Origin of the sequence: Microbacterium wangchenii, from assembly GCF_004564355.1 — a bacterium.
GTDB lineage: Bacteria > Actinomycetota > Actinomycetes > Actinomycetales > Microbacteriaceae > Microbacterium > Microbacterium wangchenii.
Genome location: NZ_CP038266.1, coordinates 712,974 through 736,305, shown reverse-complemented (window position 1 = coordinate 736,305; position 23,332 = coordinate 712,974). Strand labels below are relative to the sequence as shown.

21 protein-coding genes are annotated in these 23,332 nt (G+C 72.0%); 7 read left to right on the top strand and 14 right to left on the bottom strand.

Features of this window, described 5'->3' with window-relative positions; all coding sequences use genetic code 11:
• Positions 1–87: 87 nt before the first annotated feature.
• Both rarD and groES read right to left on the bottom strand, forming a co-directional pair.
• Positions 88–1,053 carry an EamA family transporter RarD gene (gene rarD, locus E4K62_RS03475; RefSeq protein WP_135063580.1) on the bottom strand — a complete coding sequence of 322 codons (966 nt, stop codon included), beginning with the start codon at positions 1,051–1,053 and terminating at the stop codon, positions 88–90.
• Between the two features lie 134 nt (positions 1,054–1,187).
• Positions 1,188–1,484: a co-chaperone GroES gene (gene groES / locus E4K62_RS03470; RefSeq protein WP_135063578.1), complete on the bottom strand. Its 297-nt coding sequence runs from the start codon at positions 1,482–1,484 to the stop codon at positions 1,188–1,190.
• 327 nt (positions 1,485–1,811) lie between these two features.
• Here groES and E4K62_RS18965 point away from each other — a divergent pair, with 327 nt between their 5' ends.
• The 4 genes from E4K62_RS18965 (at position 1,812) to E4K62_RS03450 (ending at position 7,759) form a co-directional block, all read left to right on the top strand.
• Positions 1,812–3,725, top strand: coding sequence for an Hsp70 family protein (locus E4K62_RS18965; protein WP_167747729.1), 1,914 nt, complete (start codon positions 1,812–1,814; stop codon positions 3,723–3,725).
• Positions 3,726–3,737: 12 nt separating this feature from the next.
• Entirely contained in the window at positions 3,738–6,254 is a 2,517-nt protein-coding gene (locus tag E4K62_RS03460) for a LuxR C-terminal-related transcriptional regulator (RefSeq protein ID WP_135063574.1), read from the top strand.
• A 133-nt stretch (positions 6,255–6,387) separates the two neighbouring features.
• Complete coding sequence (locus E4K62_RS03455; protein WP_135063572.1) at positions 6,388–7,125, top strand: IniB N-terminal domain-containing protein; 738 nt, start codon at positions 6,388–6,390, stop codon at positions 7,123–7,125.
• Complete coding sequence (locus tag E4K62_RS03450) at positions 7,112–7,759, top strand: hypothetical protein (protein WP_135063570.1); 648 nt, start codon at positions 7,112–7,114, stop codon at positions 7,757–7,759. Before E4K62_RS03455 ends, E4K62_RS03450 begins: the two co-directional genes overlap by 14 nt.
• On the opposite strand, the gene E4K62_RS03445 is transcribed toward E4K62_RS03450, so the two are convergent.
• The 4 genes from E4K62_RS03445 to E4K62_RS03430 all read right to left on the bottom strand — a co-directional run bounded on the left by E4K62_RS03445 (position 7,685) and on the right by E4K62_RS03430 (position 12,939).
• Entirely contained in the window at positions 7,685–9,208 is a 1,524-nt protein-coding gene (locus E4K62_RS03445; protein ID WP_135063568.1) for a dynamin family protein, read from the bottom strand. The genes E4K62_RS03450 and E4K62_RS03445 overlap by 75 nt on opposite strands.
• On the bottom strand, positions 9,208–11,091 hold the full coding sequence (locus E4K62_RS03440; RefSeq protein ID WP_240742803.1) for a dynamin family protein: 1,884 nt from the start codon (positions 11,089–11,091) through the stop codon (positions 9,208–9,210). The genes E4K62_RS03445 and E4K62_RS03440 overlap by 1 nt, the downstream gene beginning before the upstream one ends.
• Before the next feature lie 87 nt (positions 11,092–11,178).
• Positions 11,179–12,015, bottom strand: a complete 837-nt coding sequence (locus tag E4K62_RS03435) for a hypothetical protein (protein ID WP_135063566.1) — start codon at positions 12,013–12,015, stop codon at positions 11,179–11,181.
• A gap of 87 nt (positions 12,016–12,102) precedes the next feature.
• Entirely contained in the window at positions 12,103–12,939 is an 837-nt protein-coding gene (locus E4K62_RS03430) for a serine-rich family protein (RefSeq protein WP_135063564.1), read from the bottom strand.
• A 194-nt stretch (positions 12,940–13,133) separates the two neighbouring features.
• On the opposite strand from E4K62_RS03430, the gene E4K62_RS03425 reads away from it, so the two are divergent.
• Positions 13,134–14,324 carry a class I SAM-dependent methyltransferase gene (locus E4K62_RS03425; RefSeq protein WP_135063562.1) on the top strand — a complete coding sequence of 397 codons (1,191 nt, stop codon included), beginning with the start codon at positions 13,134–13,136 and terminating at the stop codon, positions 14,322–14,324.
• A 21-nt stretch (positions 14,325–14,345) separates the two neighbouring features.
• Here E4K62_RS03425 and E4K62_RS03420 read toward each other — a convergent pair whose 3' ends face one another.
• From E4K62_RS03420 to E4K62_RS03390, 7 genes are read right to left on the bottom strand one after another with little or no spacing between them, the layout of a single operon-like run.
• A complete protein-coding gene (locus E4K62_RS03420; RefSeq protein WP_240742802.1) occupies positions 14,346–14,891 on the bottom strand; it encodes a hypothetical protein in 546 nt (181 codons plus the stop codon).
• Positions 14,888–15,958 (bottom strand): tRNA (adenosine(37)-N6)-threonylcarbamoyltransferase complex transferase subunit TsaD, encoded by a 1,071-nt coding sequence (gene tsaD, locus E4K62_RS03415; protein ID WP_135063560.1) that lies wholly within the window; start codon positions 15,956–15,958, stop codon positions 14,888–14,890. The genes E4K62_RS03420 and tsaD overlap by 4 nt, the downstream gene beginning before the upstream one ends.
• Positions 15,955–16,566, bottom strand: a complete 612-nt coding sequence (rimI, locus tag E4K62_RS03410; RefSeq protein ID WP_135063558.1) for a ribosomal protein S18-alanine N-acetyltransferase — start codon at positions 16,564–16,566, stop codon at positions 15,955–15,957. The genes tsaD and rimI overlap by 4 nt, the downstream gene beginning before the upstream one ends.
• Positions 16,563–17,195 carry a tRNA (adenosine(37)-N6)-threonylcarbamoyltransferase complex dimerization subunit type 1 TsaB gene (tsaB, locus tag E4K62_RS03405; RefSeq protein WP_135063556.1) on the bottom strand — a complete coding sequence of 211 codons (633 nt, stop codon included), beginning with the start codon at positions 17,193–17,195 and terminating at the stop codon, positions 16,563–16,565. The genes rimI and tsaB overlap by 4 nt, the downstream gene beginning before the upstream one ends.
• 52 nt (positions 17,196–17,247) lie before the next feature.
• Positions 17,248–17,751 carry a tRNA (adenosine(37)-N6)-threonylcarbamoyltransferase complex ATPase subunit type 1 TsaE gene (gene tsaE / locus E4K62_RS03400; RefSeq protein WP_135063554.1) on the bottom strand — a complete coding sequence of 168 codons (504 nt, stop codon included), beginning with the start codon at positions 17,749–17,751 and terminating at the stop codon, positions 17,248–17,250.
• The gene (alr, locus tag E4K62_RS03395; RefSeq protein ID WP_187270424.1) at positions 17,748–18,872 is read right to left on the bottom strand and encodes an alanine racemase; all 1,125 of its coding nucleotides are present in this window, start codon (positions 18,870–18,872) and stop codon (positions 17,748–17,750) included. The genes tsaE and alr overlap by 4 nt, the downstream gene beginning before the upstream one ends.
• On the bottom strand, positions 18,869–19,222 hold the full coding sequence (locus E4K62_RS03390; RefSeq protein ID WP_135063552.1) for a holo-ACP synthase: 354 nt from the start codon (positions 19,220–19,222) through the stop codon (positions 18,869–18,871). Before E4K62_RS03390 ends, alr begins: the two co-directional genes overlap by 4 nt.
• Before the next feature lie 119 nt (positions 19,223–19,341).
• Between E4K62_RS03390 and E4K62_RS03385 the strand changes: the two genes are divergently transcribed.
• Positions 19,342–20,244: a PaaX family transcriptional regulator gene (locus tag E4K62_RS03385; RefSeq protein ID WP_135063550.1), complete on the top strand. Its 903-nt coding sequence runs from the start codon at positions 19,342–19,344 to the stop codon at positions 20,242–20,244.
• A gap of 47 nt (positions 20,245–20,291) precedes the next feature.
• On the opposite strand, the gene E4K62_RS03380 is transcribed toward E4K62_RS03385, so the two are convergent.
• Positions 20,292–21,590 carry a cytochrome P450 gene (locus E4K62_RS03380; RefSeq protein ID WP_240742801.1) on the bottom strand — a complete coding sequence of 433 codons (1,299 nt, stop codon included), beginning with the start codon at positions 21,588–21,590 and terminating at the stop codon, positions 20,292–20,294.
• Positions 21,591–21,754: 164 nt separating this feature from the next.
• Here E4K62_RS03380 and E4K62_RS03375 point away from each other — a divergent pair, with 164 nt between their 5' ends.
• Positions 21,755–23,332: an ABC transporter substrate-binding protein gene (locus E4K62_RS03375; protein ID WP_167747728.1), complete on the top strand. Its 1,578-nt coding sequence runs from the start codon at positions 21,755–21,757 to the stop codon at positions 23,330–23,332.

Here is a 23,332-nt window from a genome sequence, read left to right as displayed (position 1 = left end):
AGTCCGCGGGCCATCTCGCCGGTATTGCCGTTCGTTAACGATGTGTAACGGCGCCCAAATCGTTATGTGCGGATGCTGCGGCCTGACTCAGGCCGGTTCGGCGACGTCCGCGCCCGCCCGCCGGCCGCGACGCGCGGCCGCGACGGAGTCGGCGGTCAGCACGATGAGGGCGACCCACACGAGGGCGAACCCGATCCACCGCTCCACCGGCATCGGCTCGCCGAACACCCACACCCCGATCGCGAACTGCAGGATGGGCGCCACGAACTGCAGCATCCCCATGACCGTCAGCGGCGTGCGCCGCGCGCCGGCGGCGAAGAACAGCAGCGGGGTGGCGGTGACCACGCCCGCGAGCAGGAGCAGCACGGCGTGAACAGGGCCGGCCGTGAACAGGGTGAGCCCGGAGATCGCGGCCACGACGGCGAGCTGCACGAGCGCTATGGGGGTGAGCCACGCCGATTCCAGCGTGAGCCCGCTGACGGCGTCGACGGCCGGGCCGATGCGCTTTTTCACCAGGCCGTACAGGCCGAAGGAGAACGCCAGGCTCAGGGCGATCCAGGGGAACGCGCCGTAGCCGACGACGATGACGACGACCGCGACGGCGGCCAGCCCGAGGGCGAGCCACTGGGTGAGGCGCAGGCGCTCGCGCAGCACGAGAACGCCCAGCACGACCGTCACGAGAGGGTTGATGAAGTAGCCCAGGCTCGTCTCCACGACGTGGCCGCTGAGGGTGGCCAGGACGTAGACCATCCAGTTGATATAGATGAGTCCGCCGGCCAGGGCCGTCCAGCCGAGCAGTCTCGGCTGCCGGAGAATCGCCCGCAGCGGCCGCCACGCACGGGTGACCGCGAGCAGGACCACGCAGAACACCAACGACAGCACGATCCGCCACGCCACGAGCTCCCACGCCCCGGTGGGCAGGAGCGAGACGAAGTACAGCGGCAGGATGCCCCACAGCAGGTACGCGGTGAAGGCGTACGCCCCGCCGGTCAGTCGCTCGCGGGCCTCCGACGGTGCAGGTGCGACGGGGGCGGGGGGCGTCGTCCGATCCACTCCCCCAGCCTATGGGCGTGCGCCGACGCCGGGCCGGACATCACGCCGCGCGCACGAGCGCGTGACCGCGGAATCCTGCCACGCACGCGAAAGCCCCGGATGCCGAGGCATCCGGGGCTTTCGGAGAACTGGTGTCAGCGGACGACGACCGCGAGGACGTCGCGAGCCGAGAGCACGAGGTACTCGTCGGCGCCGAACTTGACCTCGGTGCCGCCGTACTTGCTGTAGATCACGCGGTCGCCGACGGCGACGTCGAGCGGAACGCGGTTGCCGTTGTCGTCGATGCGGCCGGGTCCGACGGCGACGACCTCGCCCTCCTGCGGCTTCTCCTTGGCGGTGTCGGGGATGACGAGACCACTGGAGGTGGTCTGCTCAGCCTCGACCTGCTGGATGACGATGCGGTCCTCGAGCGGCTTGATGGAAACCGACACGGTCTACCTCTTCTTTCTTCACGCTTCGGTACAGAAGACTCGTTAGCACCCGCGCGGGGTGAGTGCTAACGCCAGTGTACGGAAAGAGCTGGCACTCACGCAACGCGAGTGCCAGCCCGGCGACGGATGCGGCACCTGCTGCCGAGCCCCGGGCGCCGGCCACCCTTCCCATCCATGCGGGCGTGTGCCACAATCCAACACACGTCGATGCGCTGGGGGCACGCATCGGCCATTGGGACATCAGTGGGGATGAGCCTGGGCTTTCCCTTGCTGGCGTACGGAACGAGCGCGGGGGCCCCTCGGGGCAGCTTCGTCCGGGGGGAAGAAATGAATGGTCCGTACTATTTGGCGATCGATGTCGGCACCAGCCGGACATCTGCGGCGATCGCGAGGTTCGCGCCGGACGGCAGTCTGCTGGCCACGCCGTTCCCGCTCGGGCGCAGCGGCGACAACGCACCCACGGTGGTGTTCGCCGCCGACGGCGAGCTGCTGTTCGGCGACGCGGCCGAGCGGCGGGGGCATACGCAGCCGGATCGCCTGATCCGGGAGTACAAGCGCCGGATCGGCGACGACGTGCCGATCCTCGCCGCCGACCGCGCCTTCGCGCCGGAGGAGCTGTACGCCCGCACGGTGGACTGGGCAGCGCGCGCCGTCGTGGAGCGCGAGGGCGGATCCCCCGCGCTGCTGGCGATCACGGTGCCCGCCGCGTGGGGCGAGTACCGCAGCGACATCGTGCGGACGGCGCTGTCGGAGCAGGGTTGGCGCGGCGTCGTGGTCATCACCGAGCCGGAGGCCGCCGCCCGCCACTACGAGTCGACCAATCCGCTGCCCGAGGGCCGCGTTCTCGCCGTCTACGACTTCGGCGGCGGCACCTTCGACGCCGTCGCCCTCCGCAAGGACGCGGATGGGGCCGTGCGCATCGTCGGTGCACCCGCCGGCATCCCCGACCTCGGCGGCGCCGACTTCGACGATGCCCTCGTGCGCCACGTCGTGCGCACGGCGCGCCTGGACACCATGGCGCTGGCCGGCGACACGTCGGGGCGGATGGCGCTGGCGGCGCTGCGGCGGGAGTGCGTGGATGCCAAGGAGTCGCTGTCGTTCGACTCCGAGGCCGTCGTGCCGGTGCTGCTGTCGGGCGACCAGCGCAGCGTCCGCCTGAGCCGCGACGAGTTCGAGGTCATGATCGCCGACGACCTGGACCGCACCGTCGACGCGTTCGAGGACGCCCTCGAACGCGCCGGGGTGGACCTCGACGATGTCGACGCGATCCTGCTGACCGGCGGGACCTCCCGCATCCCGCGCGTGGCGCAGGTGCTCTCGGAGCGGTTCGACCGCCCGATCGCCCTGGACGCCGACCCGAAGGCGATCATCGCCCTGGGCGCTGCCCGCGCGGCCGCCGACGCCGCCCGCGCCGCAGCCGAGCCCGCCGACGATGTGCCGGCGCTCGTCGTCGAGGACGACGCTCCCGCGCTCCGGCCCGAGCCCGCCGCAGGTGCCGCGCGGCGCAGCTGGTTCCGGCGCGCACCGGTGGCGGCGTACCTCACGGTGGGGGCGGCGGTCGTGCTGGCGAGTCTCGGCGTCGCCGGCGCCCCGACACTGGGCACCGCCATCGTGGGAGCCTCCGACCGTGCCGATATGACCGCGGCGCCCGAGGCCGCGGCCGCGGATGCGGGCCCCGGTGACCACAGCGCCGCCCAGCCCGCCGAGTCGGCGGTGGAGCCCGTCGCCGAGGCGGAGGGCGCCCGCCCCGAGGGCACGACGTGGCGGCGCACCCCGGCCAAGAAGCCCGCCTCGGCGACGCCCCCGCGCACTCCCGGCAGCTCGACGCGTGCCGCCGCGCAGGGGCGGGCCGCGCAGGGGACCACACCCGCCGGCGGTTCGGCGGCCACCCCGCGCCCCTCCTCCGGCTCCCCCTCGGGCTCGACTCCCGCCCCCACACCCGGCGGCGGGGATGCGACACCCGACCCCGGCCCGACCGACCCCGGCCCCTCCGATCCCGGCCCCACCGATCCCGGCCCCGCCGATCCCGGCCCCGCCAATCCCGGCCCGGCCGACCCCGGCCCCACCGACCCCGGGCCCAGCGACCCCGGCGGCACCGGCGGAGTGGACACCGGCGGAGGCGACACCGGCGGAGGCGACACCGCGGAGACACCGCCCGCCGATCCCCCGGCGGAAGCGGATCCGACGCCACCGCCGGGCGGCGAGCCCTCACCGACGCCCACCGCCGGCGTGCCCGTGTGACGCGGGCCCGACATGGCGTCCACGCTCACGCCGCCCGCCGATGCGGCCGGTGGTATCCCGATGGTCCTTCCGCGTCCTGCGCGCACCCACATCGACGCCGTCGTCGCTGACGACCGGCCTCCGCGGCTGGTCCTCGTCGGCACCGCCGGGTCGGGTAAGACGCGGCTGCTGCAGCGGCTGCACGCGGAGTTCGCCACGCAAGGCCGCACTCCCGTCAGCGCGGGCCGCGACCTCGCGCACGTACCGGCGAACGACGTGCTCGTCATCGACGACGCGCACCTCCTCTCCCCCGACGACCTCGCCGCGCTCGGCCGGCGCGTAGGCGACCCGGACGCAGCGCTCGTCCTGGCGATGCGACCGTGGCCGGTGCCGCCGATGCTCCGCGAGATCGCCGACGCGCTGCATCCGGCCATCGTGCTGGGGCATGTCACGCACGCGGACGTGGTCGACGAGTGCACCCGGAACGGGCGGGCGATCGCCCCGCGGTGCGTGGACGGGGTCCTCGAGCTGGCGGGTCACCTGACCTGGCTCGTCTCCGAGGCGCTCGGCGTGCACGACGCCGACTGCACCGAGGATGACGCGCACCCGGGTGTGCGGGAGGAGCTGCGCGACCTCATCGCGCATCGCATCGCCGGTCTCGACGAGGAGCTCCGGCATGCGCTGGAGAGCCTGTGCCTGTCGCCGCACACGCCGGTGTCGCCCCCGGGGGCCGATTGGGCCGCGGCCGGACACGCCAAGGGACTGCTGCAGCGCAATGGCCAGCCGGCGCCGGTCGTGCGCGACACCGTGCGGACGACGATCTCCGTCGACCGCCTCGCCGAGCTGTACGTCGACGCCGGGGCGTCGCCGGCCGACCCGCTCGTGCGCGAGCTGATGGGCGGGATGCACGATCCGCGCGTGGCCACGGCGCTGCTCGAGGACGGCGACACCGAGCTCTCGCGTCATCCGCACCGCGCCGACGAGCTCTTCCGCGGCGCCGCCGACGCCGGCGCAGACCCGCGCACGGTCGCCGTGCGGCGTGCGCGGGCGGCATGGAACGCCGGGGAGATCGACGCCGCGGGCGCTCTCATCGACGCCGCCACGGTGGATGCGGCGCACCCCGGCTTCCCGGAGGCGGCGGCGATCGCCGGCGCCGTGTGGGCTGCGCGCGGCGACCTGCGCATGGCGTCGGCGGTGTTCGCCCACACCGACCCGGGCACGCCCGAATTCGTCGCGCACGCGAGCCTCGCGGCCCTCGGCTCCGGTGAGGTGGACGAGCTCGACCGCCTCGGCCAGGCGCCGCCCGCACGCGCCGTGCCGTCGACGCTGGCGGTGTCGCACGAGCTGCTCGTCCGCGGGTTGCGCGCGACACTGGGGACGCAGACGCGCACGTGCCTGAGCGACCTCGTCCGCGCCACCGAGATGTACACGGCCGCGCAGTGCGATGCCCCGACGCCCGAGCTCCCCGCGGTGGTCGCCACCGTCGCAGCCCTGAGCCTCGGCGAGCTCGGCGTCGCCCACACCGTGATGGACACCGCCGTGCGGGCGGGCCACGGCGGGATGTGGGCGCGCCCTCGGCTGCTGCTGTGGCAGGCCTGGGTCGCGGTGCAGCGGGAGCGTCCGCATGAGGCGGAGTCGGCCCTGCAGGCGGCGAGCGCGGCCGGCGTGACCACCGCCCGCGAGCGGGTGCTCGCCGACGCCGTCACGATGGCCCTCACCCGCCGGTACGCCGACGCGTCGGCGCTCGCGCCGGCGTGGCGGCGCGCCCGCGAGAGCATCCTGCGCACGCGCTTCGACCTGTACTCGCTGCTGCCCCTGGCCGAGTTCGCCGTCGGTGCCGCGCGCCTGGGCGACCTGGAGCGGCTGCGCCCGCACCTGGACGAGGCGTACGCCACGGTGGAGCGCATGGGCTCGCCGCCCATGTGGTCGAGCCATCTGCACTGGGCGGGCCTGCACTGTGCGATTCATCAGAACCGCCCCGACGACCTCGCCCCGCATGCGCGCGGGCTGCTGGCCGCAGCCCCGCACACGCGCCTGGCGCGCAAGATGGCCCGCGCGGGCAAGGTGTGGACCGAGGTGCTCACCGGTCATGTCGACGCCGACGCGATCGAGCGGGCGGCCCTGGGGCTGGCTTCGGTGGGCCTGGCATGGGACGGTGCGCGCCTGGCCGGCCACGGCGCCGGGCGCACGGAGGACCGTCGCGTCATCGCGCGCCTGCTCGCGTGCGCGCGTCAGCTGCACCCGCGGGAGGAGCTGCAGCATCCCGCCGTCGACGACGCGCGCACGACCGAGGCCGCCGCCCAGCGCGTCAACGACCTGCTGAGCGCGCGGGAGCGGGAGGTGGCGGCCCTCGTCGTACAGGGCAAGACCTACGCCGAGATCGGCGAGTCCATCTTCATCTCCCCCCGCACCGCAGAGCATCACATCGCGCGCATCCGCCGGCGCCTGGGGGCGACGACGCGTTCCGACCTCATCGGCAAGCTGCGGATGGTTCTGGAGGATGCACCCTCCGACGATGTGCCCTCCCCGCGGGAGGTGGAGTTCGCATGAGCGAACACGCGACCGGCCACGGTGCTCCCCCCGCGCGACCCCCTAGTGGCACCCCCACGACGGGGGGACAGCCCCCGACGCGCAGCGCGCGGCGACGCAATACGTTCGGAACGTCCCGATGTGAGGAGCAGAAATGAGCATGACGCTGGCGACGATCGCCGATGCCCTGATCGAGTTCATCCTGAGCCTGCTGCGCGATCCCGATGCCGCCGAGGAGTTCGCGAAGGACCCCGAGGCCGCCCTCACCGCTCGCGGCCTCGGCAACGCGACGGCCGCGGACGTGTGCGCGGTCGCACCCGTCATCGCCGAACGGGCGCAGGTGGTTCCCGTCCCCGCGCCCAAGCCGGCGCCGGCCGCGCCGGAGCCGAACCCGACCGTGCGGGAGATCAACTCCATCACCAACAGCTTCTCCTACATCGACGACCGCGACACGCTCCTGGACCAGTCGGTGAACCAGAACATCTGGGCCGACGGCGACGTCACGCAGGTGTTCGATCAGGACGCCGTGGTCGCCTCCGGCGACGGCGCCATCGCGGCGGGCAACGATGCGACGCAGGAGAACAACCTCGACCAGTCCACCGACATCGACGCCGGCGACGACGTCGCGATCGGCGGCAGCGACGTCACCGAGACCACCACGACGGACTCCGGCAACACCTCGACCGACACGACGACCACCACGGATGCATCGACCACGACCACGGTCACCGACTCGATGAACAGCACCACCGGCACGACCACCGCCGACGAATCGTTCAACGACTCCACCGTGGCCTACGCCGAGACGACCGTCGACAGTGACACCACGGGCGTGTTCGAGTCCTCCGACACCGTCGTGATGGAAGAAGCCCCCGCGGATGACAACTTCTGATCTCGCGCGACGCCCCGACCCCGACAACGGCGCCGGGGCGCGGGGCGCCCGCGCGACCTCCTCGGCCGGCGAGGCCCGCGAAGCACCCGCGCGTCCGTCGCTGGGGAACAAGGAGGCGGCGCCGGTGCTGGTGAAGTTGCCGGCGCCGGCGTCGGTGCGTCTCAGCCAGCTCGCGTGGGTGCTCTCGCTCGCGGTGAGCGCCGTCGCGGTGGTCTACCTCTTCATCATCCGCGAGCAGCAGCTCCCCGAGATCATCGGCGTCATCGAGGCCGTCGACGCGGAGCGAGCGGATGCCACGTACGACACCGCCGCCGACATCGTCTACTGGTCGGTGTTCGGCGCCCTCGTCGCGCTGTGGCTGGTCCAGGTGACGCTCCTGGTGTCCTTCTCCAACCGCCGGCCGAACATGCGGTGGTGGCTCCTGGGGACCGCGCTGTTCCAGGGGGCGGTGTTCCTCGCGTGCCGGGAGCTGGTCGCGCTCGGCGACCGCGGCATCCCCCTGACGCGCGTACTGCTGCTGGCCCTCGGGCTGGCCGTCGTCGGGCTGCTCTTCTCGACGCTACCGGCCGCCCTGCGCTGGACCGCTCGCCAGCACGACGTCGCCCGCAGCCTCGGCGCGGGCAGCGGCCTCTGACGCGATCCCCTCGATGCTGCGCACGACCATGCGGCACAGGTACGCGGTGTAGCGGTCGCTCAGGGGCGACTCGCCCAGCGACCGCCAATGCCCGAGGAGCGCCAGGGTCCGTTCGTCGCGCTCCGCCTTGGTCGCCGTCTCGGGCAGTCCCAGCCGTGCCGGAGCGGAGGTGCCGAGGCCCCCGAGCACGCGCTCGGCCTCGGCGATGTCATGCGGCGACAGCGCGACGGGGGCGGTGCGCACATCGGCCAGGAGCGCCAGCTCACGCAGTTCGTGGCTGCGCACCAGAATGCGCTCGATGCCCCCGAGCACGGCGTCGGCGCCGGGGCGCGGCCGCTCACGGACGAGCTGCTCCACCCCCTGCAGGACCCCGCGTGCCTTGAGCGCGACGGCGCGCGCGCGGAAGTGGTCGACGAGAAACTGCTGCAGCCCCACCATCCCGCTCTGCTGCACGAGCCGCTCCGCGAGCGCGGAAGAGGTGGTGGCCCCGCCGCGCACGAGCGCGGCGGCCAGGCGCACGCCGAACAGGCCGAAGCGCTGCAGGAGGTTCTCGCGGACGGGGATGCTCAGCGACGTCGCCGTCGTGGGGCGGACGAAGCGGTCGGCCGACAGCAGGAGGCGCTCGCGCACGTCGCGGTCCAGCCGTGCCAATTCGCGCAGCGCGATGAATTCGCTCTCCCGGAGCGTCCGGGCGCCTTCGGCCAGGAGGCCTGCGATCGGCACGACCCCCAGCGCCAGGGCGCGCAGCTCGCCGTCTCGTCGGTACCGGTCGGCGATCGCGGCCGCCGACAGCAGGGAGTCGATGCGCCCCGAGCCGATCTCGTCGGCTCGGGAGAGCACGGCGACGGCGTTGACGGTCGAGGATGCTCCGGCCGCGGTGTCGCGGAACGCCCGCAGGAACGACACGTCCGAGGAGTGCACGTGCCGCAGCAGGTACACGATGGCGTCGGCGGCGGCGGGGGAGTTCTCCGGCAGGAGGAACTCCATCGAGCGCGCCGAGTTCTCGCGGGTGACCGACGCGATGCCGGGCGTGTCGATGAGGATCGTGGAGCGCAGCGCCTCGGAGGGCCATCCCACGTCGATCCAGGCGACGTCCTCCGCGCGGTGGCCGCCCAGCTCGAGGTCGAGCCGCCCGTCGGTGCGGCGGACGGGCAGGCGCACCGCCGAGCCGTCGACGAGGTTCATCGTGATGCGGGCGGTGGGCGCGTAGCGGTACCACGTGATCGCCCGCGTGCACTCCCCCGCATCCGTCGGTGCGATCCGTTCGCCGATGATGGCGTTCAGCAGCGTCGACTTGCCGGCCTTGACGATGCCGGCCACCGCGAGGCGCAGCGGCTCGCGCAGACGCCGCGCGTAAGCGTCCAGCAGCTCCACCGTGCCGGGCTCGTCGGCGTAGAGGATGCGCGTGGCGTCGAGAACGTCGGCCACGTCGCCGAGCGACGTGCGCATCAGCGGGCCCGCTCCGAGACCGCCTGGAGCGCGGGGATCTGCGTCCGCAGCGCGTCGAGCTGGCGCAGTCGCGTCTGCAGCTGCGTGACGCGGCCGTCGCGGTCGGCGGTGTAGGTGGCCGCGGCCTGCTTGGCGGCGAGGACCGATTCGGACAGGGAGCGGTGCAGCTCGTCGGCGATCGTGCCGAAATGGTCGCGTGAGGCACGCTGCACGAGCCGGAGCCGGTCCTTCAGCTGCTTGCCGACCTGGAAGACGACGTCTTCGATGTGGCGGCGCAGGAGGTTCTTCGCCTCCATCTGGCGGCGCGTGAGGCGCCCGGTCATGTCTTCGCGGTAGGCGCGGCGTCCAACCAGCACGCCGGCCAGCAGCGACAGCGGGTTGATGAGCGTCAGGCCCACCAGGCTCGTCGCGAGCCCCACCATCAGAACACCGCCGTAGGAGCCGCGCACCCCGATGTAGATCTTCTCGGCGGCGCTCATGCGGCCCTCATCCAGCACCTGCAGGTTCTCCACGGGATCGAGCACTCCGGTGACATCGCCCACGTCGATGAGGGGGATCCCCGACTCCCCGGCGATGAACTCCTCCGCGACCCGCTCGGACAGCCACTGCGAACGCTCGTTGGTCCACACGAAGGTCTCCGACACCGCCGCCGACACGCGCTCATCCAGCCACTGCGCGATCTGATCCCAGATGGGCCCGGGGTCGCCCTCGTCGATGGCCGCCTCCCCGTCGCGCTGCACCTTGCGGAGGCGATCGCGCAGATCGTGCTCGGTGTCGGCGATGAGGTCGGCGATGCCGTCGCTGAGGGTCACCTGCCATCGGGCGGAGCGGCCGCGGAACTCGTCGGCGCGGGACTTGGCGTCCTCGAGCTCGGCGAGCATGCGCGGGGTGTCCTCGGGGTGCAGCAGTGCGTTCAGCTCCGTGCGCAGCGAGAGCGAGAGCTGATCGACGACCGTGGTGAGATCGTGCACGGCCCCGCGGCGGTGCAGCAGCTCGGCATGCCCGAGCACGTTCCGGCGCAGGTGCGCCACGAGCGCGGGGAAGCCGGACTCGTCGTTGAGCTCACGGTCCTGGTGCTCGGCGGCCAGCAGGCGCAGGTCGCTGGAGACGGCGAAGATCGGCACGTCGCCGAGCCCGTCCAGGCGCGACCGGTCGATGGAGTGGATGTCGCGCCACTGCGGATAGATGTCGGTCTTGCTGAGCACCGCGGCGACGTTCGGCGAGATGCGCATCGCGTGCTGCAGGAACGTCAGCTCCGGCTCGGTGTACTCCTGCGACGCATCCGAGACCAGGATCACGGCGTGCGCCGTGGACAGGGCCGCAAGGGTGGCCAGTGCCCGCGTGGATTCCAGACCCCCCACGCCCGGGGAGTCCACGAGGCGCAGGCCGCCCTTGAGGATCTCCCGGGGCAGCAGGACCTCGGCCCCCACGACCGAGCGCCCCGGGGGCACCTCCGCGCGATCGGACACGTAGGAGGCCAGATCGTCGAAGGAGATGGGAACGCGCTGCACGGTGTCGTCGCCGCCACCCTCCGGCCGCATGAACACGGCAGCGGAGGGCTCCTCCGCGTACCCGACGGAGGTCGGCACGGCGGTGGCGACATCGTCGTCTACCGCGCACGCCGGCGCGTTGATGAGGGCGTTGACGAGTTTGCTCTTGCCCTGTTTGAACTGTCCCACCACGATGACCCGCACGTGCGGATCCAGCAGCCGGGCACGGGTGTCGTCGAGCCGCTTGGCGAGGTCGGTGCGCCCCACCGCGCCGGAGAAGGAGCGGGCCTGCTCCACCAGCCGGACGAGCTCGCCGGGTGGGGCGGATGCGGCCACGTGGTCGTTCACGGGCGCCCCGACGGCGATCCCCCCTGCCGGATCGGTTGCAGTCACCGTTGCCTCCTTCTCGTCGCGACCCGTCGCACGAAGCGATGGCCCCGGGTCGGGTGCTGACCCGGGGCCATCGCGGTCACGTCGGAGTCATAGATCCACGTCGACATCGGGGTCGGTGTCGTCCGCGATCCCCGACATGCCGCTGTCCCAGATCACGTTCGCGTCGATGTCCCAGGCGCTCGTGGTCTGCACCGTGAGGTCGTCGTGGAAGGAGTTCTCCACATCCAGCGTCGCCGAGTAGGTGTTGCCGCTGTTGTCGAGGTCCCAATCCTGCGAGCTGTCGTTCACCGTCGTGTCCACGGTCGAGGTGTTCCCCGAGTTGTACGAGAAGTTCACCGTCTTGGTGCTGTCCATCAGGATGTCGCCGTCGGCGCTGAGCGATGTGCTGCTGTCGACGTTGTACGTCACGGCCGCATCCGACCCGGCGACGATCGCTCCGTCACCGCTGTTGACCACCGCATCCGTCGACACCCACTGGGAGACCCCGCTGCCGGCGGAGACGTTCATGTTGAGCGACTGGTCGAGGATCGTCGACCGGTTGTCGATCATCATGTCGCCGCCGCCGGCAGCCCCCAGCACATTGCCGAAGCCGGTGTCGTAGGACCGGACTCCCGCATTGATCGAGTTGTCGTGGGTGGAGTTGTCGGAGTTGTCCGTCTCCGACCCGTCCGTGTACGTGAACTCGTCGTTGAATGAGTCGGTGTTGTCGGAGTGGTCGGTGTCGGTGACGGTGTTGTACGAGTCCGAGTGGAAGGAGCCGGTCGCCGTCGCGGTGTCGTTGCCCGAGTCGTTCGTGGAGCTGTTCACGTTGCCGGAGCCGCTCACGGTGGTGGCGAGGTTCGCCGTGTTCGTGGTCGTGGAGGTGACCGAGTTGCGCACCTCGCTGGTGACGTCGATCGTGACGTCGTTGTCGTCGAAGGCCATGTCCTGCTGCTCTCTGTCTGGTGGGCGCGAGGCGCCCGGGGTTGGATGGCTGCCGGTCGCCGCCACCGCAGCGACCGGCAGCCGGTCTCACATGCCGAGGTCGGCGTCGCCGATGCCCGCGCCGACGCTGCCGACGATCGCGTCGACGTTCACGTCGACGGTCGTCGAGGACTGGAACAGCGCCTCGTCGTTGTACGAGTCGGTGACCGTCTCCGACCACGTGTACGTGTTGTTGGAGTCGGTGACGTCCCAGTCCTGCGAGCTGTCGTTGATCGTCGAGGTGAACGAGTAGTCGTTGCCGGAGTTGATCGACGAGTTGACGGTCTTGGTGCTGCCGTCCATCAGGATGTCGCCGCCGGCATCGATCGACAGCGACTCGTCGATGTTGTAGGTGACGTTCGCGTCGCCGCCGGCCACGATCGCGTCGTCGCCGGAGTTGACGACGGCCGAGCTCGACGCGGTCGTGTACACGGGGCCGGATGCGGCGATGTTGCCGTTGATCGACTGGTCGACGATCGTCGAGCGGTTGTCGATCATCATGTCTCCGCCGCCGCCGGCGGCGGCTGCGGCGCCGCCGAGGTCGCCGAAGCCCGTGGAGTAGCTGCGCACGCCGGCGTTGACGGAGTCGTCGTGCGTGGAGTTGTCGGAGTTGTCGGTCCACGACTCGTCCGTCCACGTGGCCGTGTCGTTGTACGAGTCGGTGTTGCCGGAGTGCGCGGTGTCGGTCTCGGTGTTGTACGACCCCCAGTGGTACGAGTCGGTCGCCGTCGCCGTGTCGTTGTAGCTGTCGTTGGTCGAGTCGTTCGTGTTGCCGGACTCGGTGACGGTGTGGTCGACATCCAGCGAGCTCGTGTTGGTCTCGGTGTACTCGTTCGTCACCGCCGAGCTGAGCGTGGCGTTGAGAGTGTTGTCGTCGAAGGCCATGATCCCTTTCCATTCCCGGGGCCCCAGGTCCCCGACGTGGTGTTGTGGCCTCACAGTACGAATGCGACCGGGTGCGCCGCATCGGGGATCCCTCCCGGGTTTGCCCGACGGGGTGCGGGGGTCCCCTCCCCCCGATCCCCCACCCGAAGGGGGTGCGGGCCGGGGCGTGGGGTGGACGCGCCTAGGGTGGGGGAGTGGATATGGCGGAGCTGACGGCGCTGCTCACCCCCGGCGGCCTGCGGCTGCTGGACGAGGTGGGAGAGGTCGGCTCCACCGCCGACGTCGCGCGCGTCGTGTCGCAGCTGCGCGCGGCCGGTCACTCCCCCGACCTCGTCTCCGCGGTGGTGGGGCAGGCGCGGCTGCGGGTGCGGGCGCGCGCGAAGTTCGGCGACTTCGCCGCGCGCATGCTGTTCACGCGGGCGGGGCTCGAGCAGGCCACGCGCCTGTCGGTGGCCGCGCGCCACGCCGGCCGCTTCCGTGCCGCCGGGATCGAACGGGTCGCCGACCTCGGATCCGGCATCGGCGGCGATGCGCTGGGGTTCGCCGGCCTCGGCCTGGGAGTCGTCGCCGTGGACGCCGATGAGGTGACCGCCGCGATCGCGGCGTACAACCTCGCGCCCTTCGGCGACGCCGTGACCGTGCAGCACGGCACCGCCGAGGCGGCCGACCTCTCCGGCGTGCAGGCGGTGTGGCTCGATCCGGCCCGGCGCACCGCCGGACATACGGAGACGACGCGCGTGCGCGCGGGCGACTACTCCCCTCCGCTGGAGTGGGCGTTCGATCTCCTCGCCCGCATGCCCGGCGGCATGAAGCTCGGCCCCGCCTTCGATCGCGACGCCCTCCCCGCCGACGTCGAGGCGCAGTGGGTCAGCGCCGACGGCTCGACGATCGAGCTCGTGCTGTGGAGCGGATCGCTCGCACGCCCGGGCGTGCGCCGCGCGGCGCTGGTCACCCGCGGCGACGACGCGTGGGAGCTGACGGCCGGCGGCGACGCCGAGGACGTGCCGGTGCGCCCGCTCGGGGCGTTCGTGCACGAACCCGATGGCGCGGTCATCCGGGCCCGGCTCATCGGCGAGGCAGCACGGCAGCTGCAGGCCGGGATGCTGGCCCCCGGAATGGCGTATCTCACCTCCGACGAGGCGCTCACGAGCCCGTTCGTGACCTCGTTCCGCGTGCGCGAGGAGGTGCCGTTCGACACGCGCGCCCTCGCCCGCGCGCTGCGCGAGCGCGGCATCGGCACGCTGGAGATCAAGAAGCGCGGCGTCGACGTCGACCCGGCCGTGCTGCGCACGAAGCTCAAGCTGCGCGGCGACGACGCCGCGACCCTGATCCTCACGCGCGTCGGATCGCGCCGCCTCGCGCTCCTGGCCGACCGCGTCGGGTGAGGCGGGCCCGTCCCGCCCTGGTCAGTCCAGCGGAAGCTGCGGGATGACCCACAGCAGCCAGCCGGCGCTGTAGGCGATCGACACGAGGCTCAGCACGAGCGCCCACACCGCCATCGCGCGCGATTCCCGGGGACGACGCAGGGCCACGATCGCGACCACGAACCCGGCGAGACCGAACGGCAGCATCCACCCCACGAAGAAGGACGCCCCCAGCGCGACGATCGCCAGGGCGAGCGCCCACGCGGCCACCGCGGCCCGCCGCGCCGGCGGCGGGGGCGACCACGGCGAGGATTCACCCTCGACCGGACCGTGCGTGGCGAGGATGACCGGGGCGGTGGGCAGCTGTGTGTAGCCCGTGCGCGCGGCTCCCGGGATGCGCGGGGCGACGGGGGCGGCGACGACGTCGGGCGAGGGCGCCTCCACGGTCGGGGCCGGCGGCAGGGGCGGCGGCGATCCGAGCGCGGCGTCGACGCCGGTGAGGTCGGGCGTCGTGGCCGGCTGGACCGCGGCCTCGGCCGCCTCCGCATCCGCGGGCGGGTGCGGCTCGGGGGGCAGGGGCTCGCTCACGCGGCCTCCTCCTCCGCCACCTGGATCTGCGTGACCGGCAGGGTCGAGTCCGCGCCGAACGACAGGGTCGAGGGGCGCCGGCCCGATGCGATGAGGTCGGCGGCGAGGGCGGCGATCATCGCGCCGTTGTCGGTGCACAGCCGCAGCGGCGGGATCCGCACGCTCACGCCCGCCTCGGCGGCGCGGGCGAGGGCGACATCGCGCAGGCGCCGGTTGGCCACGACGCCGCCGCCGAGCAGCAGGCGCGGCACGTCGTGCTGCGCGCAGGCGTCCAGCGCCTTGGTCACGAGCACGTCGACGACCGACTCGCGGAACGACGCGGCGACGTCCGCGACGGGCACCGGCTCGCCGGCGGCCTCCCGCTGCTCGATCCAGCGCGCGACGGCGGTCTTCAGGCCCGAGAAGGAGAAGTCGTAGCGGTGGCGTGCCAGGTCGGAGGTGCGGGAGAGGCCCCGGGGGAAGCGGATCGCGGTGGGGTCGCCGGATGCGGCGGCGCGGTCGATCTCGGGGCCGCCGGGGTAGGGCAGGCCGAGGATGCGGGCGACCTTGTCGAACGCCTCCCCCGCGGCGTCGTCGACGGTCTCGCCCAGCAGCTCGACGTCGCTCGTGAGGTCGCGCACGAGCAGGAGCGACGTGTGCCCGCCGCTGACCAGCAGCGCCACCGTCGGGTACTCCAGCGGGCCCGCGTCGGCGTCGAGGATGTCGGCGGCGATGTGCCCCACGAGGTGGTTGACGGCGTACAGCGGCTTGCCGAGCGAGACGGCGAGCGCCTTGGCCGCGCCGATGCCCACCATGAGCGCGCCGGCCAGCCCAGGGCCGCTCGTGACCGCGACGGCGTCGAGGTCGTGCAGGCTCACGGATGCCTCCGCCAGCGCCGCGCGGATCGCCGGCTGCAGCGCCTCCAGGTGGGCGCGGGCGGCGACCTCGGGCACGACGCCGCCGTAGCGGGCGTGCTCGTCCATGCTCGAGGCGATCGTGTTGGACAGGAGCGTGCGCCCGCGCACGATGCCGATGCCCGTCTCGTCGCAGCTGGTCTCGATGCCCAGCACGAGCGGCGCGCGCGTCATGTGCACCACCCCGTCGCCACGTCGCACGCCGGCGCCGCGTCCCCGAGCGGCCGGAGGCCCGCACCGAGGTCGGAGGATGCGCCCGAGGTCGGAGCATCCGCCGTGGATCCTCCGACCTCCGTGCGATCCTCCGACGGCGCGGCGGCGCGCGCGGCGGCCCAGGAGGGCAGGTCCAGGCGCATCACGACGGCGTCGACGCCGTCCGGCTGGTAGTAGCGGGGGCGGCGGCCCACCTCGGCGAACCCTTCCGAAGCGTACAGCGCCTGGGCGACGGGGTTGTCGGCGCGCACCTCGAGGAACACCTCCCGGGCGCCCCGCCGGTCGGCCTCGGCGAGCAGCGCCCGCAGCAGCGTCCGTCCCCGTCCGTGTCCGCGGAAGGGCTCGGCGATCGTGATCGTCTGGATGTCGGCGTCCTTCGCCCCGCGCGGGGCTCGCAGCCCCGCGTATCCGGCGAGCATCCCCGCCTCCTCGGCGACGACGTACCAGCCGTGGCGGGAGGCCAGCTCTTCGCGCATCATCGCCTCGCTCCACGCGTCGGTGGGGAACGAGGCGCGCTCGAGCGTCATGATCGCATCGAGGTCGGCGGCCTCGGCGGCGCGGAGGTTCACGTGCGCACCTTCTTCGGCGTGTGCCCGAGCGTGACGTCGGGCGAGCGGAGGTACAGCGGCTCGGACGGGCCGATGCTGCGGCCGGCGGCCACCGCGCGTGCGGCGGCGAGGGCGATCATGGTCGCGGGCACGGATGCCGCGTCGTGGCGGATCGCGCCGAGGTCGGCGACGCGCGCATCGAGCTCGTCCCGCGGCGACAGGGCGGGCTCGCTGACGCGCACGGGAAGGCCGTCGTCGTCGAGGCCTTCATAGACGGTGAACGCGAATTCGCGCCGGCGGGCGTCGGTGACGACGGCGAAGCGGCCGGGCTCGGGGGCGCCGGCGACGGCCGCATCCAGCAGGAGCCCGAGGGCGACGGCGTCGTGACTGACGACCGGCACGACCGGCAGGTCACGGCCCAGGGCGAAGGCGCGGGCGGCGGCGATCCCCACGCGCAGCCCCGTGAAGGGGCCGGGGCCCATTCCGGATGCCACGTGCGTGATGCCGGCCGCATCCACCTGCGCGAGCAGGTCGCCGATCACTTCGGCGTGCCCCAGCGGGTCGGGGCTGGATGCTTCGTCCACGACGTACCCGTCGGCCTCGACGACGGCGACGGCCGTGGCGAGGGAGGTGTCGATGCCGAGGAACACCCTCCCAGCGTAATCCGCCCCCGGCACCCGCTCGCCCTCGTCCGCCGGCGGGCTACGGGTGGCGGGTGATGGCGACGGTGCGGGGGGCGTCGGCGTCGAGCTCGGCGGTGTGGCCGGCGATCGTGCCGCACGCGGAGTCGAGACCGCGCCCGCCGGTCTGCGGCGTGATCTCGATCTCCCACCACGACTCGGCGAGGTGCTCGGCCATCCCCCGGCCCCATTCCACGATCACGACGGAGGACGGCACGTCGATGTCGAGGTCGTCGAGCTCGACCGCCGAGCCGAGGCGGTAGGCGTCCACGTGCACGAGCGGTGCGCCCCCGATGAGTGAGGGGTGCGTGCGCGCGATGACGAACGTCGGGCTCTGCACGGGGCCGCGGATGCCGAGGCCCTCGCCGATTCCGCGGGTGAGCGTCGTCTTGCCGGCGCCGAGCCCGCCGGTGAGCACGACGACGTCGCCGGGCTCGAGGGCGCGCCCCAGCGTCACGCCGAGGTCGTGCATGGCGTCGGGGGTGTCGATCTCGCGCGTACCGAGGAGCTCGTCGGGGACGCTCATCCGGCCACCTGCCGCCGCGCCACCCGCGAGCCGATGCCCGTGACGAGGTCGTAGTTGATGGTGCCCGCCGCATCCGCCCACTCGGTCGCCGACGGCGCACCGAGCGTCGGATCGCCGAAGAGCACGACCTCATCGCCGACGGCGACCGGCGTATCGCCCACGTCGACGACGAACTGGTCCATCGCGATGCGCCCGGCCACGGTGAAGCGTCGCCCGCCGATCGTGACCGGTCCCGTGCCCGAAGCCTGTCGCGGCACTCCGTCGGCGTATCCGAGGGGGACGAGGGCGAGGGTCGTGTCCCGCGGGGCGCGGAAGTCGTAGCCGTACGACACGCCCTGGCCCGCGGGCACGCGCCGCACCGCGGCCACGGCGGCGCGCAGGGTCATCGCGGGGCGCAGTCCGAGCTCGGCCGACGTGCGGTCGGCGAAGGGCGACAGTCCGTACAGGCCGATGCCGATGCGCACGCATCCGAGCCGTGTCTCGGGCAGCTCGATGGCCGCCTGGGTCGCGGCGATGTGGCGCAGCGGAGGGTTCAGCCCGAGAGAGGCGGCCTCGCTCACGGCCTCCTCGAACACGCGCAGGGCGGCGAGGTCGTCGGCGGCGGACGCGTTGGACAGATGCGAGAACAGCCCGACCACGCGCACCTTGCCGATGCGCTCCAGGCGCGCGGCCTCAGCGAAGACGACGCGATACTGCGCCGGCGGAACGCCGTTGCGCGACAGGCCGGTGTCGATCTTGATGTGCACGGCGGCGGGGCGGTTCCCGGATGCGGCGGCCGCGGCCTGCAGCAGCTGATCCATGCCCGACACACCCACCTCGATGTCGTGCTCGACCGCCTCGGCGAACGACGTGCCCGGTGCGTGCAGCCACGCGAGGATCGGGGCGGTGATGCCCTCGCGGCGCAGGCGCAGCGCCTCGGCGATGTCGGCCACGCCGAGGCGGGATGCTCCGCCCTGCAGTGCCGCAACGGCGGAGCGGAACGCCCCGTGCCCGTATGCGTCGGCTTTCACGACGGCGATGATCTCGGCGTCGGTGAGCCGGCGCAGGTGCCGCACGTTGTCGGTGATCGCGTCCACGTCGATGCGCGCCTCGCGCATGACGCCGTCGGGCAGCCGGCTCATGCCGACTCCACGATCACGTACGCGGTGGCCATGCCCGCGTCGTGGCTGAGGGAGAGGTGCGTGCGGGTGATTCCACGGGCCGCCATCGCCTCCGCCGTCGACCCTGACAGGGCGAAGCGCGGGCGGCCGGACGCTTCCGAGACCACCTCGATCTCGGTCCAGTGCACGCCGTCGGATCCGCCGAGCGCCTTGATGAGGGCCTCCTTCGCGGCGTAGCGCGCCGCGAGCGAGTGCGGCTTCAGCATCCGCTCCTTCGGCGCGAACAGTCGCGTCAGCAGGCGCGGGGTGCGCGCGATCGACCGCTCGAAGCGGGGGATGTCGACCAGGTCGACCCCGATCCCCACGATCATTCGCGCTCCTCCCGAACACCCCCGACCGCGGTCTGCGACCTCCGCACGGAGCCTCCGCCAGCCTACCGCGCACCGGTTGGACGGCACTCGGCGGGGCGAGAGCCGGATAACGTGGCGGGGTGGATTCCCTGCCTCCTGGACCACGGCTGCCTCGATCGACGACGAGCCGCGAGCCGCAGTACCTCATCGTGACGCTCCTGGGCGACTACTGGTTCAGGCGGAGTGAACAGATCCCGTCGGCGGCGATCGTGGCACTGCTCGCCGAGTTCGGCATCACGGAGAGCGGCGCGCGTCAGGCGATGCGACGACTTCACAAGCGCGGTCTCCTCACCCAGGGCAAGTCCGGCCGGACCACGTCGTACGGCGCCCCCGAGCGCATGAGCGAATCCGCGGAGGCGACCATGCGGCGCGTCTTGCGATTCGGCCTCGACATCACCGGTTGGGACGGACTGTGGACCGTGGTCACCTTCTCGATACCCGAGCCTGCGCGTGACGTCCGGCGCGTGCTGCGGACGCGATTGCGGGACTTGGGCTTCGGCCTGCTCAACGATGCCAACTGGATCACGCCGCATGATCGAACGATCGAAGCCGTCGAACTGCTCGACACCTTGCAGGTCGACGACGGCAGCGTCCTGCGCGCGACCATCGTGGCACGGCCCGGGCGTCCGTTCTCCGTCGCCGACGTCTTCGACCTCGAGACGCTGGAGCGTCGATACCTCGACTTCATCGCACGTCACGAACCGAAGGTCCAGGAGGTGCTCGCCGGCGGCGTCACTCCGCGCGACGCCCTCGTCATGCGTACCGAGATCATGACCGAATGGCTGCAGTTCCGGCAGTTCGACCCCGATCTGCCTGTCGAGCTGCTGCCCGACGGTTGGCCGCGCGCTCGCGCGCGAGAAGTCGCGTTCCGCATCTACGACGAACTCGGGGTCGCGGCGGAGGCCCGATTCCGTCAGGTGCTCGGGGCGGTCGATCGCGATCTCGCCGCACTGTCGTCCCACCACACATCCCGCGACGCGTGACCTTCGCCGACCCGGGTCGAGGGGAGGTGCACCTCCTCAGCCGCAGCTCATGCGGGCACGACCCGCAGGGGCACGCTCTGCGCACCGAGTTCGGGCATGCGTGTCATCTCGATCTCCCCCGCGACATCGAACGACTGCGTGCGCTCAAGGAGGACCTCCAGCGCGATGCGGAGGCTCAGGCGCGCGAGAGCCATGCCCACGCAGCGGTGCCGCCCGCGGCCGAATCCCATGTGCCGAGAGATGTTCGACCGGTCCAGCACGAATGCGTCCGGATCCGGGAAGACGCGCTCGTCGCGATTGGCCGACGCATACACGAGGGTCACGGGCACCCCCGGCTCGATGAGGCGGCCGTGAACCTCCACCGGCTCGGAGACCGTCCTGGCGAAGCCGCGATACGGCGTGTAGAGGCGGATGAACTCCTCGAGCGCTGCCGGGATGAGCGCAGGGTCCGCGCGGAGCCGGCTCTGCAGGTCCTGATCTCGGCTCAGGTGGACGCAGATACCGCCGAGCAGGATGGGCGGGGCGACGAGGCCGACCACCAGAGACTGCCGGAGCGCGCCGACGACGAGCTCCTCTGCGAGCGGCGCCCCCTCGTACTCCTCGGCGAGCAGCGAGCTCGCCGGGTCGGTCTCGACGGGCCGGGGGTTGGCGCGACGATCGGCGACGAGGGCGCGCGCCATGTCGTACATCTCGTTACTGCGCGCCGTCACCGTCTCGCCGTCCTGCCGGCGCCAGGCGTCGACCCAATCGCTCGACACCGACGCGAGTCGGTAGACCTGGTCGCGGTCGAGATTCAGCCACTCCGCTGCGGTGAACGCCGGGTAGATCGTGCCGAAGCTCCGACAGATATCGCTCGTGCCGGCGTCGAGGAAGGGCTGGATCTCCCGCTCGGCGTGCGCACGCAGGCGGGGAGCCAGCCGTTCGAGCCTGGAGTGGTGCAGCGTCCGGTCGAGCGCACGACGGAACGGCGAGTGCGCCGGCGCGTCGAAGTTCAACGGCGGCCGGCGGATGCCACGCGGGTCGCTCGGCACGACGGCGCGGACGGACGAGATGAAGCGCGTCGAATCACGCGCGGCCTTCTCGACGTCCTCGAACCGCGTCAGCGCGTAGAAGCCGCCATACCCGCTCGAGTACGCCACGGGCGCCTCATCTCGCAGCCGGCGGTAGTTCTCGTGCGCACCGTCGAAGGATTCGGCGGCCGTCGCGTCGAAGTCGTCGGCGAACGGACACCGGGAGTCACTGTGCGTCATTTGGTTCTGCTCCACTCTCGGATTGTCGACTCTACGCCAACGCCCGTCCGCTTGAACGATGTCTATTCTCGCGACCGGCTCGCCGTTTCGCATCATGTCGCCAGTCTCGACCGCGATCCCGCGCCGTGACAGCGAGCGTGATGGTCCGAATAGGATTCACCTGGATTGACTGTCGCCACTTTTACTGAATACTATTGCGTGACAGTGCCGTCTTGCCATGCGGCGGGTGGCGTTCCGAATCAACGACGATGGGATACCTCGTGCACCACACACTCCGCACCGCGGCGGCGGTGATCGCCGCGGGGATGGTCCTCGGCCTCGCCGCCTGCAGCACCAGCGGCGATCCTGCGCCCGCGGGACCCGCTTCCGCCACCGGCGACCCGGTGGCCGGGGGTGATGCCACCATCATCCTCGGCGTCGAGGCGGTGCGCGGTCTCGATCCGGCGTTGCTGTTCAACCTCACGCCGTCGGGCGACGCCAACCGGATGGCAGCGATCTACGACGTGCTGTTCTGGTCGGATGCGTCCACCGGTGAGGTCCACGGGCAGCTCGGCGACTCGCTGGAGCCCGACGTGGACGGCACCGTCTGGACCATGAGCCTGCACCCCGACATCGTCTTCACCGACGGCACGCCTCTGGATGCTGCCGCCGTGGTCGCGAATTACGAGCGGATCCAGGACCCGGCCACCGCTTCACCCCTGGCAGGACTGCTCGAGGGCGCGACGTTCGCTGTGGTCGACGAGACGACCCTCACCATCGAGCTGACCGAACCGAACCTCCAGTTCGACAAGATCGTCGCCACGAGCTTCACGCACATCGGCTCGCCGACGGCCATGGCCGAGGATCCGGACTACGCCAACAACCCGGTGGGCGCCGGACCGTTCGTACTCGAGGAATGGGTCCGCGACGACCACATGACCCTGGTGCGCAACCCGGACTACTTCCAGGAGGGGCTGCCGTACCTCGATTCGATCACCTTCACGCCGCTGCGCGACCCCACGCAGCGCATCAACACCGTGCAGACCGGAGCCGCGCACGCGGCCGTGCCCGGGTCGGAGCTCGCCTTCAAGCAGGCCGCGACCGACGCCGGTCTCGCACTGACCACCGCCCCGGCCGGCGGCGGACCCGTCCTGATGTTCAACACGCAGACCGCTCCGTTCAATGACCTCCGCGCCCGCCAGGCGGTCCAGCTCGCGCTCAATATCGATGAGCTCACCTCGGTCGTCGACCCCGGCTCGTCGGCTCCGGACAGCCTGTACGGCCCCGAGTCTGCCTTCCACCCGGGGGACAGCATCTTCGTCGAGCACGACGCGGAGGCCGCTCAGGCCCTCTTCAGCGAACTCGCCGCCGACGGCAACCCGGTCTCGTTCACGGTCACGATGCCTCAGAGCGGATTCTTCACCCGCACCGCGGAGTACCTGCAGAGCCGCCTTGCGCAGTACGACGACGTGACCGTACAGATCGAGACGCTCGACAACGCCACGCTGGACGAACGAGTTTTCCGCAAGCAGGACTACCAGATGTCGGCGCAGATCGTGCCGGTCACGGATCCGGAGCCGAACCTCGCGAAGCTGCTGCAGACCGGCGGTCAGACCAACTACATGGGGTTCTCCGACCCCGAGCTGGACGCGGCGCTGGACTCAGGGCGCGCCAGCGTCGATGAGAAGGAGCGCACCGCCGCGTACGCGACCGTCGAGGAGATCGTCGTCGCGCAGGTGCCGATCCTCCCCATCCGCAATCAGGAATCCTTCACCGTCCACGCGAAGTCGCTGCACGGCCTCACGCTGCACGGCGACGGGTCGCTCCTCTACGACCGCCTCTGGCTGAACGCGGAGTAG

Bases quoted from the DNA above. Each gene is read 5' to 3' on its own strand.
- E4K62_RS18965 (WP_167747729.1), top strand. From the start codon at position 1,812: ATGAATGGTCCGTACTATTTGGCGATCGATGTCGGCACCAGCCGGACA.
- E4K62_RS03460 (WP_135063574.1), top strand. From the start codon at position 3,738: ATGGCGTCCACGCTCACGCCGCCCGCCGATGCGGCCGGTGGTATCCCG.
- E4K62_RS03455 (WP_135063572.1), top strand. From the start codon at position 6,388: ATGAGCATGACGCTGGCGACGATCGCCGATGCCCTGATCGAGTTCATC.
- E4K62_RS03450 (WP_135063570.1), top strand. From the start codon at position 7,112: ATGACAACTTCTGATCTCGCGCGACGCCCCGACCCCGACAACGGCGCC.
- E4K62_RS03445 (WP_135063568.1), bottom strand. From the start codon at position 9,208: ATGCGCACGTCGCTCGGCGACGTGGCCGACGTTCTCGACGCCACGCGC.
- E4K62_RS03435 (WP_135063566.1), bottom strand. From the start codon at position 12,015: ATGGCCTTCGACGACAACGACGTCACGATCGACGTCACCAGCGAGGTG.
- E4K62_RS03430 (WP_135063564.1), bottom strand. From the start codon at position 12,939: ATGGCCTTCGACGACAACACTCTCAACGCCACGCTCAGCTCGGCGGTG.
- tsaD (WP_135063560.1), bottom strand. From the start codon at position 15,958: ATGACGCGCGCGCCGCTCGTGCTGGGCATCGAGACCAGCTGCGACGAG.
- tsaE (WP_135063554.1), bottom strand. From the start codon at position 17,751: ATGAGCGTCCCCGACGAGCTCCTCGGTACGCGCGAGATCGACACCCCC.
- alr (WP_187270424.1), bottom strand. From the start codon at position 18,872: ATGAGCCGGCTGCCCGACGGCGTCATGCGCGAGGCGCGCATCGACGTG.
- E4K62_RS03390 (WP_135063552.1), bottom strand. From the start codon at position 19,222: ATGATCGTGGGGATCGGGGTCGACCTGGTCGACATCCCCCGCTTCGAG.
- E4K62_RS03380 (WP_240742801.1), bottom strand. From the start codon at position 21,590: ATGATGCGAAACGGCGAGCCGGTCGCGAGAATAGACATCGTTCAAGCG.